A 17,389-nucleotide genomic window follows, 5' to 3' on the forward strand; every position below is an offset into this window, starting at 1 on the left:
TACAAAAAACCTCCCCAGCCGAACACCCACAAAAAAGCCCACAAATTCGTGGGCTTTTCACTTGCAGCCAGCAGCTAGAAACTTGCCGCTGCCTCTTAAACGTAAAACGACTTCAGCGGCGGGAAGCCATTGAACTCGACCGCGCTGTAACTGGTGGTGTACGCACCGGTCGACAGCCAGTACAGACGATCACCAATCGCCAGGTTCAGCGGCAGGCCATATTTGTAGTTCTCGTACATGATGTCGGCGCTGTCGCAGGTCGGGCCGGCGATCACGACTTCTTCCATCTCGCCTTTCTTCTCGGTCCAGATCGGGAACTTGATCGCTTCGTCCATGGTTTCGATCAGCCCGGAGAACTTGCCCACATCCGTGTAAACCCAACGCTCGACAGCAGTGCGCGACTTGCGCGCAACCAACACCACTTCGCTGACCAGAATACCGGCGTTGGCAATCAGCGAACGGCCCGGCTCGAGGATGATTTCCGGCAGGTCGTCACCGAAATCTTCCTTGAGGAAGCGAATAATCTCTTCGGCGTAGGTTTCCAGGCTGTTGGTACGGGTGATGTAGTTGGCCGGGAAGCCGCCGCCCATGTTGATCAGCTTCAGGTGAATGCCGTCTTCTTCTTTCAGGCGTTCGAAGATCACTTTGACCTTGGCGATCGCCGCGTCCCAGACGCTGATGTCGCGCTGTTGCGAGCCGACGTGGAAGGAGATGCCGTACGGCACCAGACCGAGGTCGCGAGCGAGGATCAGCAAGTCCATGGCCATGTCGGTCTGGCAGCCGAACTTGCGCGACAGCGGCCAGTCAGCAGTGGTCGAGCCTTCAGTGAGGATGCGCACATAGACTTTCGAACCCGGTGCAGCCTTGGCGATGTTGCGCAGGTCGGCTTCCGAGTCGGTGGAGAACAGACGCACGCCCTTCTCATAGAAGTAGCGGATGTCCTTGGATTTCTTGATGGTGTTGCCGTAGCTGATACGGTCCGGGCTGACGCCGCGATCCATGACTTTGTCCAGCTCGTAGATCGAGGCGATGTCGAAGCTCGAACCCTTGTCTTTGAGCAGGTCGATGATCTCGACGGCCGGGTTGGCCTTGACCGCGTAGTAGACCTTGGCGAATTCGAAACCGGCGCGCAGGTCATCGTAGGCCTGGGCGATCATCGCGGTGTCGATCACCACGAACGGAGTTTCCTGTTTGTCGGCGAACGCCTTCATTTTGTCGAATGTAGCGCGCGCGAAATAGTCTTCGACCTGGATCGACATGCTGGGTGCTCCTATGGGCAAACTCGTAAAAACAATGGGTGCATGAACGCCCTCCGTATCCCCACTTTGGTTCGCCTACTTCCCAAGGCATTGCCGCCGAAAGCAAAAAGGCCCAGAGATGTGCAGCTATCCCTTGGCCTTGCTGTCTCGTCGTCAGTACTTGAGCCGGATGGATCGTTTCCAGCATGGACGTTCGGCGCGAACTTTAGGGCGTGAGGGGCGCGAGATCAACTAAAAATGTCGCGTTTTTGCACGCTTCTGACGTGCGTCGCGTTCATCACCCCTTCTACCCGACCGAGATGACGGGCAGATGTTCCCGGCGAATTTTCGAGTGTTAAACATATCTGCACGTTCGTGGCTTTTGTCGGCTAGATCACAGGTAAGTGTGATAGCGGCAACATCGGCGACGTTGGCAGCGAGAGAGTCTTTTGAAGGGGGATTTGGACCTTGAAGAAGCTGAATTGACGACGCTCTTGCAGGAGAGGCTGTTGAGATTCTTTGTCACCCAGTGAAGATCAACAAAATTACGTAGATCCTGTGGGAGCGAGCCTGCTCGCGAAGGCATTTTCACAGCCGCCATCAGCGTCGACTGATATTGCGCTTTCGCGAGCAGGCTCGCTCCCACAGGGATCGGGTTTCAACCGCGTAGATGGTTTACGCGACCACGGTCTCAGCCGGCGAGACGATACTGGTCTTCATCCCCCGCGAACGCCCCGAACTCAGATAAGCCGCAATCGACTCCTGCGTCACTTCACCGAGGAATACCCGTTCGGCATCCATCACCGGCAGCCAGGCGCGGTTGAACTCGTACATGCGCGACAACAGGATGCGCAGGTGCTCGTCGTACGCTGCGGTGGCGTTGAACTCACGCAGGAACTGCGCGCAGGTGCCGGTCTGACGATGCAGGTCGCGACGGCGCACGTACCCCAGCGCCTTGTTCTCGGCGCAGGTGACCACCACGTAGCGACGGTCGTGCTCGTCCATCAATTCCAGCGCATCGGCCACTGGCGTTTCCGGGCTGACCGACGGCGCGTTGTCCGCCGCGTCTTCGGCTTTCACCAACAGCAGGCGTTTGAGCGTGCTGTCCTGACCGACGAAATTGCTGACGAAATCATCCGCCGGATGCGCGAGCAGGGTGTCCGGGTGGTCGATCTGCAGCAGTTTGCCGGCGCGGAAAATGGCGATCTTGTCGCCCAGCTTGATCGCTTCGTCGATGTCGTGGCTGACCATGATCACGGTCTTGTTCAGCGCGCGCTGCATTTCGAAGAATTCGTTCTGGATCATCTCGCGGTTGATCGGGTCGACCGCGCCGAACGGCTCGTCCATCAACAGCAGCGGCGCATCAGCGGCCAAGGCGCGGATCACGCCGATACGCTGTTGCTGACCACCGGACAATTCACGCGGGTAGCGATGCAGATACTGCTTGGGCTCAAGCTTGATCATGCTCATCAGTTCGCGGGCGCGGTCGTGGCATTTCTGTTTGTCCCAGCCGAGCAGTTTCGGCACCACGACGATGTTCTCTTCAATGGTCATGTTCGGGAACAGACCGATCTGCTGGATCACATAGCCGATGTTGCGGCGCAGGGTCACCTCGTCGAGATCGGTGGTGTCTTCACCGTTGATGAGGATCTTGCCCGAGGTCGGTTTGATCAGGCGGTTGATCATTTTCAGCGTGGTGCTTTTGCCGCAACCCGATGGCCCGAGGAACACGCAGATCTCGCCTTCATTGACGGTCAGGCTTACCGAGTCCACGGCTTTGACATCTTTGCCGTTGCTTTGGAAAGTTTTGCTGAGGTTTTGAAGTTCGATCATTTCAGGAGTCCTTTTGGAGTCAGCGAGCGTTGCAGCCACTGCAAAACGAGATCGGCGAAAATCGCCAGAAGACTGACCAGCAGCGCGCCGACGATAAGCATCGACATGTCACTGCGGCTGATGGAGGCGAGGATCAACACACCGAGGCCGCCGGCGCCGATGGTCGCGGCGATGGTCATCACGCCGATGTTCATCACCACGGCGGTGCGCACGCCAGCGAGGATCACTGGCACCGCAATCGGCAGTTCGACCATGCGCAGGCGCTGGCCGAAGGTCATGCCGATGCCGCGCGCGGCTTCGCGGATGCCCGGTTCAACGCCGGTCAGGGCGAGGTAGGTGTTGCGCATGATCGGCAGCAGCGAATAAAGGAACACGGCGGTGATCGCCGGCAGCGGCCCCAGGCCCTGGCCGAACTTGGAATAGAACGGCAGCAGCAGACCGAACAGGGCGATCGACGGCACGGTCAGCAGCACCGTGGCACTGGCCTGCAGCGGGCCGGCGAGGGTGGGGAAGCGTGTCATCAGGATGCCCAGCGGCACGCCGATGACGATCGCCAGGGTCACGGCGATGCCTACCAGAGTGATGTGCTGCCAGGTCAGGTGCATTACCTGCTGCCAGTCGAGATGGGAAAAGGCGTTCAGAAATTCCATGACTTCTCCTCTCTTATATTCAGTGGATGCTGGCGCAGGAAATCGGCGGCAACGGACGAAGGGCTCTCGTGGTCGACGTCGACTCGCGCGTTGAGCTGGCGCATGGTTTCGTCGTCGAACAGTTCGGCCAGCGGCTTGAGTTGTTCGGCCAGTTTCGGGTTGGCGTCCAGCGTGGCCTGACGCACCACGGGAGCGGCGGTGTAGTCGGGGAAGTAATGCTTGTCGTCTTCCAGCAATTTCAGGCCGAAGGCATTGAGGCGGCCATCGGTGGTGTAGACCAGACCGGCAAACACCTGACCGTTACGTAGCGCGGTGTAGACCAGGCCGGCGTCCATCTGGCGGATGTTCTTGCGGGTCAGGTTCATGTCGTAGAGCTTGACCATGCCGTCGAGACCGTCGGAGCGGTTTGCGAACTCGGTATCCAGCGCCACCAGGTGGTTGGTCTTGGCCTCGGCGCGCAGCACTTCGTTGAGCTGGCTGATGTTGCCGATCTGCGGGTACTCCTCGGCGACCTTTTTCGGCAGGGCGAGGGCATAGGTGTTGCTGAATTTCGACGGGGTCAGCCAGACCAGGCCTTTTTTCGCGTCGAGTTCTTTCACCCGGGCGTAGGACTGCGCGCTGTCGAGTTTTTCCGTGACATGGTTGTAGGCCACCAGCGACACGCCGGTGTATTCCCAGAGCAGGTCCAATTGGCCACTTTCGTGGGCGCTGCGCGCGAGGTTGCTGCCCAGACCGCCGGTGATTTGCGCGTCGTAGCCTTTGCTGCGCAGGTATTGCGCGGTGATTTCGGCGAGCAGGGTCTGCTCGGTGAAGACCCGGGCGCCGAGGCGGATGACCGGTTTTTCAGCGGCTTGCGCGACTCCTGCGAACAGCAGGACGCAGCCTAAGATCAAGCTAAGTCGTTTCATAAATATTCCTTCGCAAAGCCTTAAGACGGGCGCAAACCGCGTTCGAGCCAGAGACGGCTGGCGAGGGTGACCACGCCATCGAGCAACAGCGCCAACAGCGCGGTGCACGCGGCGCCGAGCAGCAGTTGCGGCTGATTGTTCAGGGCGATGCCGGGGAAGATCAGGCTGCCAAGGCTGTTGGCGCCGATCAGGAACGCCAGCGGCGCGGTGCCGACGTTGATCGCCAGTGCGACACGCACGCCACCGACGATGATCGGCACGGCGTTGGGCAATTCGACTTTCCACAGCACTTGGCGCGGCGTCATGCCGATGCCGACAGCGGCTTCTTTCAGCGAGCCCTGAACATTTTTCAGGCCTTCATAGGTGTTGCGCACGATCGGCAACAGCGAGGCGAGGAACAGCGCGAAGATCGCCGGGCCACTGCCGATGCCGAGGATGCCCAGCGCAATCGCGAGCACGGCCAGCGGTGGCACGGTATTGCCGATATTGAAGATTTGCATGAAGCGTTCGGCGCGGCCGACCATGCTCGGGCGGCTGAGGAAGATACCGGCGGGAATGCCCACGACAAGGGCGGCCAGCATGGAAGCGAGGACGAGAATCAGATGAGCTTGCAGGTAAAACAACAAATCGTCGCGGTAGTGTTCGATCGTGTTGATGCCGATCCAGTGGACCAGCAGGGCCAGGAGCGCGATCACCACCGCACCTCCCATCAGCCCTTTGCCATAGCGGATAGCCACAGGCGGACTCCTTTTTTTGTAGTCGGCGAGCGCAGTCCCGTGTGGCATGCCAAGCCTTGGCTGCCGGGAGCGTCGTTCGCGAAAAGTAGCCGTTTTTCAGAGCCGGCAAAGCGGTCTGAAAGCGAGCCATGAGCGCAGCCTCGTCAGGCTAACTTGCTGATTTTTCAGCCCCTGACGAAAGTTCGTAACAGGGGATGGACGTCTCCGTGCTTTAAAAGGTTCCCACGTTAGACACTATTTGGCCACCCTGTTGGAGCTGCCGAAGGCTGCGATCTTTTGACTTTGCTGCTGAAAACAAGATCAAAAGATCGCAGCCTTCGGCAGCTCCTACGGGGTTTTGCGCGGCCGAGGGACGGTGGTTTGGCGATCACTTTTTAAGCTATACTCGCCGCCCTTTTTTGAATCACCGCCAGGCGATTTCCCATGACCCAACAGGCCGCCGAAGTCGCGAAACGCCGCACTTTCGCCATTATTTCCCACCCCGATGCCGGTAAAACCACAATCACCGAAAAGCTCCTGTTGATGGGCAAGGCGATTGCAGTGGCCGGTACGGTGAAATCCCGTAAATCCGATCGCCATGCGACATCCGACTGGATGGAGATGGAGAAGCAGCGGGGTATTTCCATTACCACGTCGGTCATGCAGTTCCCCTATCGCGAGCACATGATCAACCTGCTCGACACCCCGGGCCACGAAGACTTCTCCGAAGACACCTACCGCACCCTGACAGCGGTGGACTCGGCCTTGATGGTGCTCGACGGCGGTAAGGGTGTAGAGCCACGGACCATTGCGCTGATGGACGTCTGCCGTCTGCGTGACACGCCGATCGTCAGCTTCATCAACAAACTCGACCGTGACATTCGCGACCCGATCGAACTGCTCGACGAGATCGAAGCCGTTCTGAAAATCAAGGCTGCGCCTATCACCTGGCCGATCGGTTGCTACCGCGATTTCAAGGGCGTGTATCACCTGGCCGACGACTACATCATCGTCTACACCGCCGGTCACGGTCACGAGCGCACCGAAACCAAGATCATCGAGAAACTCGACTCCGACGAGGCGCGCGCGCACCTGGGCGATGAGTACGATCGTTTCATCGAGCAGCTGGAACTGGTGCAGGGCGCCTGTCACGAATTCAACCAGCAGGAATTCCTCGACGGCCAACTGACCCCGGTGTTCTTCGGTACCGCGCTGGGCAATTTCGGTGTCGACCACGTGCTCGATGCTGTCGTCGATTGGGCGCCGCGTCCGCTGGCCCGTGTGGCCAATGAGCGTACCGTCGAGCCGGTCGAAGAGAAGTTCTCGGGCTTCATCTTCAAGATCCAGGCGAACATGGACCCGAAACACCGCGACCGCATCGCCTTCATGCGTATCTGCTCCGGCAAGTACGAAAAAGGCATGAAGATGCGCCACGTGCGTACCGGCAAGGACGTGCGCATCGGCGACGCCCTGACGTTCTTCTCTTCCGAGCGTGAGCAACTGGAAGAGGCGTACGCTGGAGACATCATCGGTCTGCACAACCACGGTACGATCCAGATCGGCGACACGTTCAGCGAAGGCGAAGTCCTCGGTTTCACCGGTATTCCGCACTTCGCCCCGGAACTGTTCCGTCGCGTGCGTCTGCGTGATCCGCTGAAGTCCAAGCAGTTGCGTCAGGGCCTGCAGCAGTTGGCGGAAGAGGGCGCGACGCAGGTGTTCTTCCCGGAGCGCAGCAACGACATCATTCTTGGCGCCGTCGGTGTGCTGCAGTTCGATGTGGTCGCCAGCCGCTTGAAAGAGGAATACAAGGTCGAGTGTTCGTATGAGCCGATCACTGTGTATTCGGCGCGCTGGATCGAATGCGACGACAAGAAGAAGCTTGAGGAGTTTTCCAACAAGGCGGTGGAGAACCTCGCGCTGGATGGCGGTGGTCACCTGACTTACCTGGCGCCGACGCGGGTGAATCTGGCGTTGATGGAAGAGCGCTGGCCGGATGTGAAATTCCGCGCGACGCGGGAGCATCATTAAGGTTTGAGGTGTTTTTCTGAAAGCCCCTGAGGTGTAGGCCTTGGGGGCTTTTTTATGGGCTGCCGGTTTTGGTCTTGGCGGCCGTTGGGCCGACCAGGCTGTTGGGGTTTTGGGTGAATATCCGTTGCTGCGGGGGCTGCGGCTGGCGGTTTCGCCCTTACGGCGACTTACTTTTTTACAAGCGCCTAAAAAAGTAAGCAAAAAACGCTTGCTCCTGCGTTCGGCCCTCGCAGGCTCGGGTTCCTTCGCTCCGGGATCGATCCGGGCGCAGCGGCTCCGGTTTGCTTCGCTGCACCTCCTCCTGCGTTCGGCCCTCGCAGGCTCGGGTTCCTTCGCTCCGGGATCGATCCGGGCGCAGCGGCTCCGGTTTGCTTCGCTGCACCTCCTTCCGCTGTGTTCGACTTCGTCGAACGGTCGCTGCGCTCCCACGCCCGGATCAATCCCTCCACTCAGCCTTCCGACGTCGCCGGTGGATCAAGATCAAGAGCAGGCGAGCTGACACTCGGCCTATTGAGTGGTGAAAAGCGTGTGTGTCCGGCTTTTGATTTGTGTTGTTGCTGCCCCTCTCGGCCTATTGAGTGGTGAAAAGCGTGTGTGTCCGGCTTTTGATTTGTGTTGTTGCTGCCCCTCACCCCAGCCCTCTCCCGAGGGAGAGGGGGCCGATTGATGATCTGTTCAAATCCCGAGTTCGGCTCGGTATTTCAGGTCGGCGTACCTTGCCCAAGCGACCCGGTCAGTCCCCTCTCCCTCCGGGAGAGGGTTAGGGTGAGGGGCTTTTGATCTTTAACGCCGCGTGAAAAATCAAGTTGAATCCGGGCGCGGCGATTTTTCCGTAAGGCGTTTTCCCTCTACGTCGTAGCCATACTCTGCTTTTACTTCCGCTGACCTCACCCCCACGACATTCCAATCCAAGCCGTCTACTGTTCATCAAACCCTCGCGCCCATCGGACGTTACATGCTCAAAGGACTGACCCAACTCCTGCGCCCCAACGGCTATTTCACCCCCATGGCCTGGGTCCTCGCGGCTCTATTGTTCATCAACCGCCTCAGCGCCATGGTCAAACTCTTCATGGCGCTGTACTTGCGTCAGGAACTGGGGCTGGCGATTGAAACCGTCGGCTGGTTGCTGTCGGCCTATGGCGCTGGGTTGCTGGTCGGTTCGATGCTCGGGGGCTTGCTCAGTGATCATGTGCGCACGGCGCGGCTGACGGCGGCGCTGTTTTTCGTTTCGGTGTGGGTGCTGATGCTGTTGGGGCTGGTGAAGCAGGTGCCTTGGCTCGCCGGTTTGCTATTGCTTAGCGGTGTCATCGATGGGGCGATTCGGACGTTGCATCAGCGGCTGATCATGGAGTATTGCGAAGTCGCGCAACGCTCGCGTGCGCAGGCCCTGAGTCGGGTCGCGCGTAATCTGGGCATGGCCGCTGCCGGGGTGGCGGGTGGGGTGTTGGCGCAAGCGGATTTTCGTTGGGTGTTTTTTGCCAGTGCGGCGATGACGATGCTGGCGTTGCTGTGGTTCGTGCGCACAACGTGGCGGCGGCCGGTGCTGGTGGTTGGAGACGAATCCGCCGATGGCTCGAGCGTGCCGCTTCGCGACAAGCCGTTCCTCTGGTTGCTGGCGGCGACGGCCGTGCTCGGCATCGCGTTCGACACGGTCTACAGCACGCTGGGCAATTATCTGCGTGATTACTACCACCTGAGCACAGAGGCGATCGGCTGGCAGTTCGGGCTCAATGCGCTGTTGGTGATCGCTTTACAAATCCCGCTATCGCACGCGGTCGAGCGTTGGGGCTCGCGTTGGCAGATGCTCGTTGGCAGTGTCCTGTTGGCCTGTGGGCTGGGCATGTTGCCGTTCGGTTCCGGCTTGGCTTTTGTCTGTCTGTCGACGCTGATCTGGACGCTGGGCGAGGCGCTGTTCATGCCGCCACTGAATGTGCTGGCGATGCACTTTGCGCAGAGCGGCAAGAGCGGTCAGTACTTCGGGCTGTTCTTCATGAGCTGGAGTGCCAGCGCGCTGTTGTCGCCGGTGCTCAGCGGTCAGCTGTATGGCCAGTTTGGCGGGCACAGTGTCTGGTTGATGAGCGCGCTGCTGGTGCTGATCTCCATTCCACTGACCTGGCAGGCCACGCGCGGCGCTTAGCTGATTCGGTTATCGGGGTTATTCGAAAGCAATCTGGCGGTCGATGGCATTTCTGCCTGCGCGGTCGCGTCCTAAGTGGTGAGCCGGTCGGATCGCAACTAGATTTCACACGGAGCCAGTCCGGCAAGCATGTCTTAGCGCAACAGGATGGAGTCGGCCATGAAAAGCAGATTGCTACGGGTTTTGATGTTGTTGAAAGTGATGGTGATGCTGTCCCTCGGCACTGCAACGGCCTGGGCCGAATGCGAGGATCACGAATCTCAGGCGTTCAATGGGCAGGTCGGGCATAGCGGGCTGATGCTGGCCAAATCCGAGTCGGAGCCGGGAGATATGAATCAGGGTGGCAGCGCCGAAGATGATGACTCGACGACCGACGAGCCGGACACCGATGATCCGGGTGACGAAGGCGATAGCCAGACATAGATCGCCGGCCAAAGAAAAACCCCTTCTGCCTCGACTGATGCGCAATGGAGGTGGAAGGGGTTTTGTTATCGCGTGAACTCTTGAATCAACACGAATTCCCTGTGGGAGCGAGCCTGCTCGCGAAAGCGGTTAATCAGTCACCGATGATGTTGACCGAAATGACGCCTTCGCGAGCAGGCTCGCTCCCACATGAGATATTTCGTGGGCCTACGCCGCGCCGTCGAGAAACTGCTCGGCGTAGTGGCAGGCCACCTGCCGATTATCCAGCTCACGCAACAGCGGTTCTTCCGTGCTGCAGCGTTCGGTCGCGTACGGGCAGCGCTTGTGGAAAGCGCAGCCCGGTGGCGGGTTCAGCGGGTTGGGCAGTTCGCCGACGATTTTGATTTTCGGCTTGTTCGGGTCCGGGTGAATGGTCGGGGTCGCCGACAACAGCGCCTGGGTGTACGGGTGCAGCGGGCGTTCGTAGATGTCGTTCTTCGGACCCAATTCCACCGGGCGGCCGAGGTACATCACCATCACGTCATCGGCCACGTGCTGCACCACCGCGAGGTTGTGCGAGATGAACACGTAGGCGGTGTTGAACTCCTGCTGCAAATCCATGAACAGGTTCAGCACTTGGGCCTGAATCGATACGTCCAGTGCCGAAGTCGGTTCGTCCGCGACCAGCACTTTCGGTTGCAGCATCATTGCCCGCGCCAGAGCGATACGCTGGCGCTGACCGCCGGAGAACATGTGCGGATAGCGCTGGTAATGCTCGGGCCGCAAGCCGACCTGCTTCATCATCGCCTGGACTTTCTCGCGACGTTCGCTGGCCGACAGCTTGGTGTTGATCAGCAACGGCTCGGCCAATTGATCACCGATTTTCTGCCGTGGGTTCAACGACGCATACGGGCTCTGAAACACCATCTGCACGTCTTTGCGCAGTTGCTTGCGCTCGGCCTTGTCGGCGCCGGCGACTTCCTGGCCGGCGATCTGCAGCGAACCCGATGACGGCTCCTCAATCAGCGTCAGGGCGCGGGCGAGAGTGGATTTGCCGCAGCCCGACTCACCCACTACGGCGAGGGTCTTGCCGGCTTCCAGTTCGAACGACACGCCGTTGAGCGCGCGCACGGTGGCGTGGCCCTTGAACAGGCCACGGGAGACTTCGTAGTGACGGGTCAGGTCGCGGGCGGTGAGTACGACGGCCATTACGCCACCTCCTGATTCAGCGGGTAGAAGCAGCGGGCGAGGCTGTTGGCTTTCGGATCAAGGCCCGGACGCTGGGTGCGGCAGTTGTCCTGCACGTACGGGCAGCGCGGCGACAGCAGGCACCCCTGCGGACGGTCATAACGGCCCGGGACGATGCCCGGCAGGGTCGACAGGCGTGAGGCGCCGAGGCTGTGCTCGGGAATCGCCTTGAGCAGCGCTTCGCTGTACGGGTGCGCCGGGATGTCGAACAGTTGCGGCACCTGACCGACTTCCACGGCTTGACCGGCGTACATCACGCAGACGCGCTGGGCAGTTTCCGCCACGACCGCGAGGTCGTGAGTGATCAGCACCAGGCCCATGTTCTGTTCTTTCTGCAACGCCAGCAGCAGATCCATGATCTGCGCCTGAATCGTCACGTCCAGCGCCGTGGTCGGTTCGTCGGCGATCAACAGTTTCGGCTCGCCGGCAATCGCCATGGCGATCGCGACGCGCTGGCTCATACCGCCAGACAGTTGATGCGGATAGGCGTCCATACGGCTGGCGGCGCCCGGGATCTCGACTTTTTCCAGCAGTTCGATGGCACGCTTGCGCGCTTGCTTGCCGGACATTTTCAGGTGCAGGCGCAGCACTTCTTCGATCTGAAAACCGACGGTGTAGCTCGGGTTCAGCGCGGTCATCGGGTCTTGGAAGACCATCGACAGGTCTTTGCCGACGATCTGCCGACGCTGACGGTTGCTCAGTTTGAGCATGTCCTTGCCGTCGAAGCTGAGCGAGTCAGCGGTGACGATGCCGGGGTGCTCGATCAGGCCCATCAGCGCCATCATGGTCACGGATTTACCCGAACCCGACTCGCCAACGATGGCCAATACTTCGCCTTTGTCGACTTTCAGGTCGAGGCCGTCGACCACCGGGGTCGCGGTCTTGTCGCCGAAGCGGACGTTGAGATTCTTGATTTCTAGCAGTGACATTTGAATCTCCTCAGGCGGCGTTCTTGAGTTTCGGGTCCAGCGCATCGCGCAGGCCGTCGCCCATCAAGTTGATTGCCAGCACGCTGAGCAAAATGGTCAGACCAGGCAGGCTCACCACCCACCAGGCGCGTTCGATGTAGTCGCGGGCCGAGGCCAGCATGGTGCCCCACTCAGGGGTTGGCGGTTGTACGCCGAGGCCGAGGAAGCCCAGTGCGGCGGCATCGAGAATCGCCGAAGAAAAGCTCAGGGTTGCCTGTACGATCAGCGGCGCCATGCAGTTGGGCAGCACGGTGATGAACATCAGACGCGGCAGACCGGCACCGGCCAGACGCGCGGCGGTGACGTAGTCGCGGTTCAGTTCACCCATGACGGCGGCACGGGTCAGACGCACGTAGGACGGCAGGGAAACCACAGCAATCGCGATCACGGTGTTGATCAGGCCAGGGCCGAGGATGGCGACGATCGCCACGGCCAGCAGCAGCGACGGCAGGGCCAGCATGATGTCCATCAGACGCATGATGGTCGGGCCGACCACTTTCGGGAAGAAACCGGCAAACAGACCCAGCAGGATCCCCGGAATCAGCGACATCACCACCGACGACAAGCCGATCAGCAGCGACAGGCGCGAACCCTGGATCAGACGCGACAGCAGGTCACGGCCGAGTTCATCGGTGCCGAGCAGGAACTGCATCTGCCCGCCTTCGAGCCACGCCGGCGGCGTCAGCAGGAAGTCACGGTATTGCTCGCTCGGATTATGCGGCGCGACCCACGGCGCGAAGATCGCGCAGAAGATGATCAGCAGCATGAACAGCAGGCCGGCAACGGCGCCTTTGTTCTTCGAGAACGCTTGCCAGAATTCTTTGTACGGCGACGGGTACAGCAGGCTTTGATCCACGGCGGACGTGGCGGTGGCTACTGAGGATGTTGGAGTGCTCATGGGTATTGACCTCAGCGCTGATGACGGATGCGTGGGTTGGCAAAGCCGTAGAGGATGTCCACCACGAAGTTGACCAGAATCACCAGGCAGGCGATTAACAGGATGCCGTTTTGCACCACCGGATAGTCTCGGGCGCCGATGGCTTCGATCAGCCATTTACCGATGCCGGGCCAGGAGAAGATGGTTTCGGTCAGGACCGCACCGGCCAGCAGCGTGCCGACCTGCAGGCCGACCACGGTCAGCACCGGAATCAGCGCATTGCGCAGACCGTGCACGAACACCACGCGCGACGGCGACAGGCCTTTGGCCTTGGCGGTGCGGATGTAGTCCTCGCGCAGCACTTCGAGCATCGACGAACGGGTCATCCGCGCGATTACCGCCAGCGGAATGGTGCCGAGCACGATGGCCGGCAGGATCAGGTGATGCAGGGCGTCGAAGAACGCGCCGACGTCATCGGCCAGCAGCGTGTCGATCAGCATGAAGCCGGTTTTCGGCTCGATGTCATACAGCAGGTCGATGCGCCCGGACACCGGGGTCCAGCCCAGGCTCACCGAGAAGAACATGATCAGGATCAGGCCCCACCAGAAGATCGGCATCGAATAGCCCGCGAGGGAGATGCCCATCACCCCGTGGTCGAACAGCGATCCTCGTTTGAGTGCCGCGATCACCCCGGCCAGAAGCCCGAGGATGCCAGCGAACAGCAGGGCGGCCATGGACAGTTCCAGGGTCGCCGGGAAAAGAGAGGTGAACTCGGTCCACACGCTTTCACGGGTACGCAACGACTCACCGAGATCGCCCTGGGCCAGTTTGCCGATGTAGTCCAGATACTGGGCATACAGCGGCTTGTTCAGCCCCAGGCGTTCCATTGCCTGAGCGTGCATTTCGGGGTCGACCCGACGTTCGCCCATCATCACTTCCACGGGGTCGCCCGGAATCATGCGAATCAACGCGAAAGTCAGCAAGGTGATGCCGAAAAACGTGGGGATCAACAACCCCAGTCGGCGGGCAATAAAACTAAACATCTTGTGTGGTACCTCATCAGCCGGTTAGGCGTGCCCGGTGTTCCATAGGTCAGGAGCACCGGGCGTTTCTTATCTACTTCACCTGGGTGGTGGCGAAGTTATTAGTGGTGAGAGGGCTGATGTGGTAGCCCTCTACATTGTTGCGCATTGCAGTGAACATCCGAGTATGGGCCATGCTGATCCATGGCTGGTCCTGATTAAACAGCACTTGAGCCTGTTCGTAGAGCGCGGCGCGTTCGGCCGGATCTACTTTAGCCCGCGCTTCATCCAGCAGTGCCTGGAATTTCTCGTTGCACCAGCGTGCGTAGTTTTCGCCGTTCTTGGCGGCCTCGCAACTGAGCATAGGCGTCAGGAAGTTATCCGGGTCGCCGTTGTCGCCCGCCCATCCGGCCGAGACCATGTCGTGCTCGCCGGCCTTGGCGCGCTTGAGCATCTCGCCCCATTCCATCACGCGGATGTCGATCTTGATCCCGACTTTCGCCAGGTCAGCCTGCATCATTTGCGCGCCAAGCATCGGGTTGGGGTTGGTCGGACCGCCGCCGTTGCGGGTGAACAGGGTGAAGGTAGTGCCTTCCGGAACCCCGGCTTCCTTGAGCAGCGCGCGCGCCTTGTCGAGGTCGCGTGGCGGGTTTTTCAGATCATGGTTGTAGCCGAGCAGGGTCGGCGGGTACGGGTTGACCGCCACCGACGCGTTGCCCTTGCCGAACAGCGCGTTGACGTAGGCTTCCTTGTCGAACGCGATGTCGATGGCTTTGCGCACGCGTACGTCGCTCATGTACTTGTGCTGGGTGTTCATGGCGATGTACGAAACGGTCATCGCGTCCAGCTCGTCGACTTTCAGCTTGCTGTCTTTCTTGATGCTCGGGATGTCATCCGGTTTCGGATACAGCGCGACCTGGCACTCGTTGGCCTTGAGCTTTTGCAGGCGCACGTTGTTGTCGGTGGCGATCGCCAGGATCAACGCGTCGGCCGGTGGCTTGCCACGGAAATAATCCGGGTTGGCCTTGAAGCGCACCTGCGCATCCTTGGCGTAGCGCTGGAAGATAAACGGGCCGGTGCCGATCGGCTTGTTGTTCAGATCGCCGGTTTTGTTGGCCTTGAGCAACTGGTCGGCGTATTCGGCCGGGTAGATCGACGAGAACGCCATGGCGATGTCGGCCAGGAACGGCGCTTCGCGACGGGTCAGGGTGAACTTGACTGTGTTGTCGTCGACTTTTTCTACGCTTTTCAGCAGTTCCTTGAAGCCCATGCTTTCAAAGTACGGGAAGCCCACGCTGGACAGTTTGTGCCACGGGTGATTCGGGTCCAGCTGACGCTGGAAGCTCCAGACCACGTCGTCGGCATTCATGTCGCGGGTCGGCTTGAAATATTCGGTGGTGTGAAACTTGACGCCTTTGCGCAGGTGGAAGGTGTAGGTCAGGCCATCTTCGCTGATGTCCCAGGACTCGGCGAGCGCCGGGATCACTTCGGTGGTGCCGGGCTTGAAATCGGCCAGGCGATTGAAGATGGTTTCGGCCACAGCGTCCGCCGTGACTGCAGTTGTGTACTGGACCATATCGAAGCCTTCCGGGCTGGCTTCGGTGCAGACCACCAAGGGTTTGGCCGAAGCGCCGACAGCGACACTCAGCAACGCAGCCGCGATGGCCGCACGTAGGGGAAGCATTTTCATCGATAACCCTCTGCAATCGGTTGAAGACAGAAAACCGAACGGCCGACTCATCATGAGTCAGCCGTCGGTTGGCGTTTTTACAGAATGTTGAACGGGATGGTGGTTACGAGACGGAACTCGTTGATGCTGCCGTCCGATTGGAACTCGCTCGCACGGTGGGCTGTGTAGGTGCCGCGAATCGTGGTGGCTTTCAGAGGACCGCTTTGTACCGCATAGGTCGCACCGATGCCGTATTCATAGTGGTGCTCGCCATCCTGTTCCTGGATGCCGTCGTAGCCTTTGCCTTCAACGCCTTTGTTGCCGTTGTAGTGCGTGCCATCGATTCCCCAGCCGCGAGCTTGATAGATGTTGAATTTCAGGCCCGGCACACCGTACTCGGCCATATTGATGGCGTATGAAACCTGGAAGGATTTCTCGTTCGGGCCGTTGAAGTCCGACAGCAGGGAGTTGGCTAGGTAGATACCGTTAGTCTCGTGCAGGTAATCGAAGTACTCGTTACCGTTTACTTGCTGGTAGGAGAAGGTCAGGTTATGCGCTTGGTGGGTCAGTCCGAACGACAGCGAGTAGGTGTCGTTGTCGATGTCGCCCAGCAGCTTCTTACCTTCGTCGACGGTTTTGTAGTAGTTGAAACCGGTAGTCAGGGCGAGGACGCTGCTGTCACCCAGTTCATGGGTGGCGCCGAAGTAGTACTGGTTCCACAGATCTTCAACTTGCGTGCCCCATAGACTGGTTTTCAGACTTTCGAGCGGCTGATAGCTGATACCGGCGGTGTTGACCTTGTCGGATTCGACACGGCCGTTGGCATACTCGGCGCGGAATTTCTGCAGGCTTTGTTCCGATCGTGGCGAGACGCGATCAAAAGTGGCCAAGTCGAAGGACAGATTGTTCAACTCTTCACTGTGCAGGGAGACACCCTCGAAGCTCGAAGGCAGTGCACGGTTGCCGATCACGTCGACCTGCGGGCTGCTGAAGCTCATACGACCGGCAGTCAGAGTGGTGTTGGAAACGCGCGCCTTGATGTTGGCAAGGCCTACCTTGCTCCACTGATCTACGGCTTCACCGTTATTCTTGTGCGTCAGGGTGCGGTTGTTACCCGATCCCACGCCCGTCTTTGGGGCGCCGCCATTTCCGGAAGCCAGATTTTCACGATCACGTTCAAGCGCAATTGCGTTATATGCCGCAACTTCGGTGCTGATACCTACAGTGCCCTCGGTGAAACCCGAGTTGTACTTGACGATGGTCCCTTGCACCCAGTTGATCCGACGGTCAGTTTCGGCCGGAGAACCATTTTTTTTATAGGAGAATTTGCCGCCGCGCTTCAGTTGCTCGTTGGCGTACCAGTTACGTGTCGTACCGGTGATCGACTGTCCTTCGACGAACCCAGTGGCCTCAGCCTGGGCGCTCTTGGTGTTGACGGTCACCGGGGTGAACGCCTGGCTCTGGGTTTCCGCATAAGCCGTGGCGGTGATGCTGCTGATGGCCAGGGCCAGTATCGCGGTGCTGCTCAGTTTCATGGGTGAAGCTCCTTTACTTTCTTTTTATCCCGGCTTTTTTTGGTATGCCGGTTATTGGTTTAGAACTCGTTCACACATCGCAAACGTTTGCAAAAAGCCGGATTGGCGAATTTAGGCAAAGCGCTTGCGTGAGGGGAGTAGACGGCTCCCCTCAGCAT

14 protein-coding genes are annotated in these 17,389 nt (G+C 59.6%); 3 read left to right on the forward strand and 11 right to left on the reverse strand.

Annotated features, from left to right (window positions below):
• Nucleotides 1-95: 95 nt before the first annotated feature.
• The 5 genes from ASG55_RS00445 to ASG55_RS00465 all read right to left on the reverse strand — a co-directional run bounded on the left by ASG55_RS00445 (nucleotide 96) and on the right by ASG55_RS00465 (nucleotide 5,339).
• On the reverse strand, nucleotides 96-1,259 hold the full coding sequence (locus ASG55_RS00445; RefSeq protein WP_016771733.1) for a type III PLP-dependent enzyme: 1,164 nt from the start codon (nucleotides 1,257-1,259) through the stop codon (nucleotides 96-98).
• A gap of 654 nt (nucleotides 1,260-1,913) precedes the next feature.
• Complete coding sequence (locus ASG55_RS00450) at nucleotides 1,914-3,071, reverse strand: osmoprotectant ABC transporter ATP-binding protein OsmV (protein WP_016771732.1); 1,158 nt, start codon at nucleotides 3,069-3,071, stop codon at nucleotides 1,914-1,916.
• A complete protein-coding gene (locus tag ASG55_RS00455) occupies nucleotides 3,068-3,721 on the reverse strand; it encodes an ABC transporter permease (RefSeq protein ID WP_024011588.1) in 654 nt (217 codons plus the stop codon). Before ASG55_RS00455 ends, ASG55_RS00450 begins: the two co-directional genes overlap by 4 nt.
• A complete protein-coding gene (locus ASG55_RS00460) occupies nucleotides 3,709-4,629 on the reverse strand; it encodes a glycine betaine ABC transporter substrate-binding protein (RefSeq protein WP_056782904.1) in 921 nt (306 codons plus the stop codon). Before ASG55_RS00460 ends, ASG55_RS00455 begins: the two co-directional genes overlap by 13 nt.
• A gap of 20 nt (nucleotides 4,630-4,649) precedes the next feature.
• Entirely contained in the window at nucleotides 4,650-5,339 is a 690-nt protein-coding gene (locus tag ASG55_RS00465; RefSeq protein WP_166554532.1) for an ABC transporter permease, read from the reverse strand.
• 450 nt (nucleotides 5,340-5,789) lie between these two features.
• On the opposite strand from ASG55_RS00465, the gene ASG55_RS00470 reads away from it, so the two are divergent.
• From ASG55_RS00470 to ASG55_RS00480, 3 genes are all read left to right on the forward strand, one after another.
• Nucleotides 5,790-7,373: a peptide chain release factor 3 gene (locus ASG55_RS00470; protein WP_039759481.1), complete on the forward strand. Its 1,584-nt coding sequence runs from the start codon at nucleotides 5,790-5,792 to the stop codon at nucleotides 7,371-7,373.
• Nucleotides 7,374-8,328: 955 nt separating this feature from the next.
• The gene (locus ASG55_RS00475; RefSeq protein WP_056782906.1) at nucleotides 8,329-9,510 is read left to right on the forward strand and encodes an MFS transporter; all 1,182 of its coding nucleotides are present in this window, start codon (nucleotides 8,329-8,331) and stop codon (nucleotides 9,508-9,510) included.
• A gap of 159 nt (nucleotides 9,511-9,669) precedes the next feature.
• On the forward strand, nucleotides 9,670-9,933 hold the full coding sequence (locus tag ASG55_RS00480; RefSeq protein WP_056782908.1) for a hypothetical protein: 264 nt from the start codon (nucleotides 9,670-9,672) through the stop codon (nucleotides 9,931-9,933).
• Nucleotides 9,934-10,140: 207 nt separating this feature from the next.
• On the opposite strand, the gene ASG55_RS00485 is transcribed toward ASG55_RS00480, so the two are convergent.
• The 6 genes from ASG55_RS00485 to ASG55_RS00510 all read right to left on the reverse strand — a co-directional run bounded on the left by ASG55_RS00485 (nucleotide 10,141) and on the right by ASG55_RS00510 (nucleotide 17,231).
• Nucleotides 10,141-11,121, reverse strand: coding sequence for a peptide ABC transporter ATP-binding protein (locus ASG55_RS00485; protein ID WP_041477953.1), 981 nt, complete (start codon nucleotides 11,119-11,121; stop codon nucleotides 10,141-10,143).
• A complete protein-coding gene (locus ASG55_RS00490; protein ID WP_016771722.1) occupies nucleotides 11,121-12,089 on the reverse strand; it encodes an ABC transporter ATP-binding protein in 969 nt (322 codons plus the stop codon). Before ASG55_RS00490 ends, ASG55_RS00485 begins: the two co-directional genes overlap by 1 nt.
• A gap of 10 nt (nucleotides 12,090-12,099) precedes the next feature.
• The gene (locus ASG55_RS00495; protein WP_016771721.1) at nucleotides 12,100-13,026 is read right to left on the reverse strand and encodes an ABC transporter permease subunit; all 927 of its coding nucleotides are present in this window, start codon (nucleotides 13,024-13,026) and stop codon (nucleotides 12,100-12,102) included.
• 11 nt (nucleotides 13,027-13,037) lie between these two features.
• A complete protein-coding gene (locus ASG55_RS00500) occupies nucleotides 13,038-14,048 on the reverse strand; it encodes an ABC transporter permease subunit (protein WP_016771720.1) in 1,011 nt (336 codons plus the stop codon).
• Between the two features lie 73 nt (nucleotides 14,049-14,121).
• Nucleotides 14,122-15,717: an ABC transporter substrate-binding protein gene (locus ASG55_RS00505; RefSeq protein WP_024011590.1), complete on the reverse strand. Its 1,596-nt coding sequence runs from the start codon at nucleotides 15,715-15,717 to the stop codon at nucleotides 14,122-14,124.
• A gap of 77 nt (nucleotides 15,718-15,794) precedes the next feature.
• The gene (locus tag ASG55_RS00510; protein ID WP_056782911.1) at nucleotides 15,795-17,231 is read right to left on the reverse strand and encodes an OprD family porin; all 1,437 of its coding nucleotides are present in this window, start codon (nucleotides 17,229-17,231) and stop codon (nucleotides 15,795-15,797) included.
• Nucleotides 17,232-17,389: the final 158 nt, after the last annotated feature.

The organism is Pseudomonas sp. Leaf434 (genome assembly GCF_001425545.1).
Classification (GTDB): domain Bacteria; phylum Pseudomonadota; class Gammaproteobacteria; order Pseudomonadales; family Pseudomonadaceae; genus Aquipseudomonas; species Aquipseudomonas siliginis.

Bases quoted from the DNA above. Each gene is read 5' to 3' on its own strand.
- ASG55_RS00445 (WP_016771733.1), bottom strand. From the start codon at position 1,259: ATGTCGATCCAGGTCGAAGACTATTTCGCGCGCGCTACATTCGACAAA.
- ASG55_RS00450 (WP_016771732.1), bottom strand. From the start codon at position 3,071: ATGATCGAACTTCAAAACCTCAGCAAAACTTTCCAAAGCAACGGCAAA.
- ASG55_RS00455 (WP_024011588.1), bottom strand. From the start codon at position 3,721: ATGGAATTTCTGAACGCCTTTTCCCATCTCGACTGGCAGCAGGTAATG.
- ASG55_RS00460 (WP_056782904.1), bottom strand. From the start codon at position 4,629: ATGAAACGACTTAGCTTGATCTTAGGCTGCGTCCTGCTGTTCGCAGGA.
- ASG55_RS00465 (WP_166554532.1), bottom strand. From the start codon at position 5,339: ATGGGAGGTGCGGTGGTGATCGCGCTCCTGGCCCTGCTGGTCCACTGG.
- ASG55_RS00470 (WP_039759481.1), top strand. From the start codon at position 5,790: ATGACCCAACAGGCCGCCGAAGTCGCGAAACGCCGCACTTTCGCCATT.
- ASG55_RS00475 (WP_056782906.1), top strand. From the start codon at position 8,329: ATGCTCAAAGGACTGACCCAACTCCTGCGCCCCAACGGCTATTTCACC.
- ASG55_RS00480 (WP_056782908.1), top strand. From the start codon at position 9,670: ATGAAAAGCAGATTGCTACGGGTTTTGATGTTGTTGAAAGTGATGGTG.
- ASG55_RS00485 (WP_041477953.1), bottom strand. From the start codon at position 11,121: ATGGCCGTCGTACTCACCGCCCGCGACCTGACCCGTCACTACGAAGTC.
- ASG55_RS00490 (WP_016771722.1), bottom strand. From the start codon at position 12,089: ATGTCACTGCTAGAAATCAAGAATCTCAACGTCCGCTTCGGCGACAAG.
- ASG55_RS00495 (WP_016771721.1), bottom strand. From the start codon at position 13,026: ATGAGCACTCCAACATCCTCAGTAGCCACCGCCACGTCCGCCGTGGAT.
- ASG55_RS00500 (WP_016771720.1), bottom strand. From the start codon at position 14,048: ATGTTTAGTTTTATTGCCCGCCGACTGGGGTTGTTGATCCCCACGTTT.
- ASG55_RS00505 (WP_024011590.1), bottom strand. From the start codon at position 15,717: ATGAAAATGCTTCCCCTACGTGCGGCCATCGCGGCTGCGTTGCTGAGT.
- ASG55_RS00510 (WP_056782911.1), bottom strand. From the start codon at position 17,231: ATGAAACTGAGCAGCACCGCGATACTGGCCCTGGCCATCAGCAGCATC.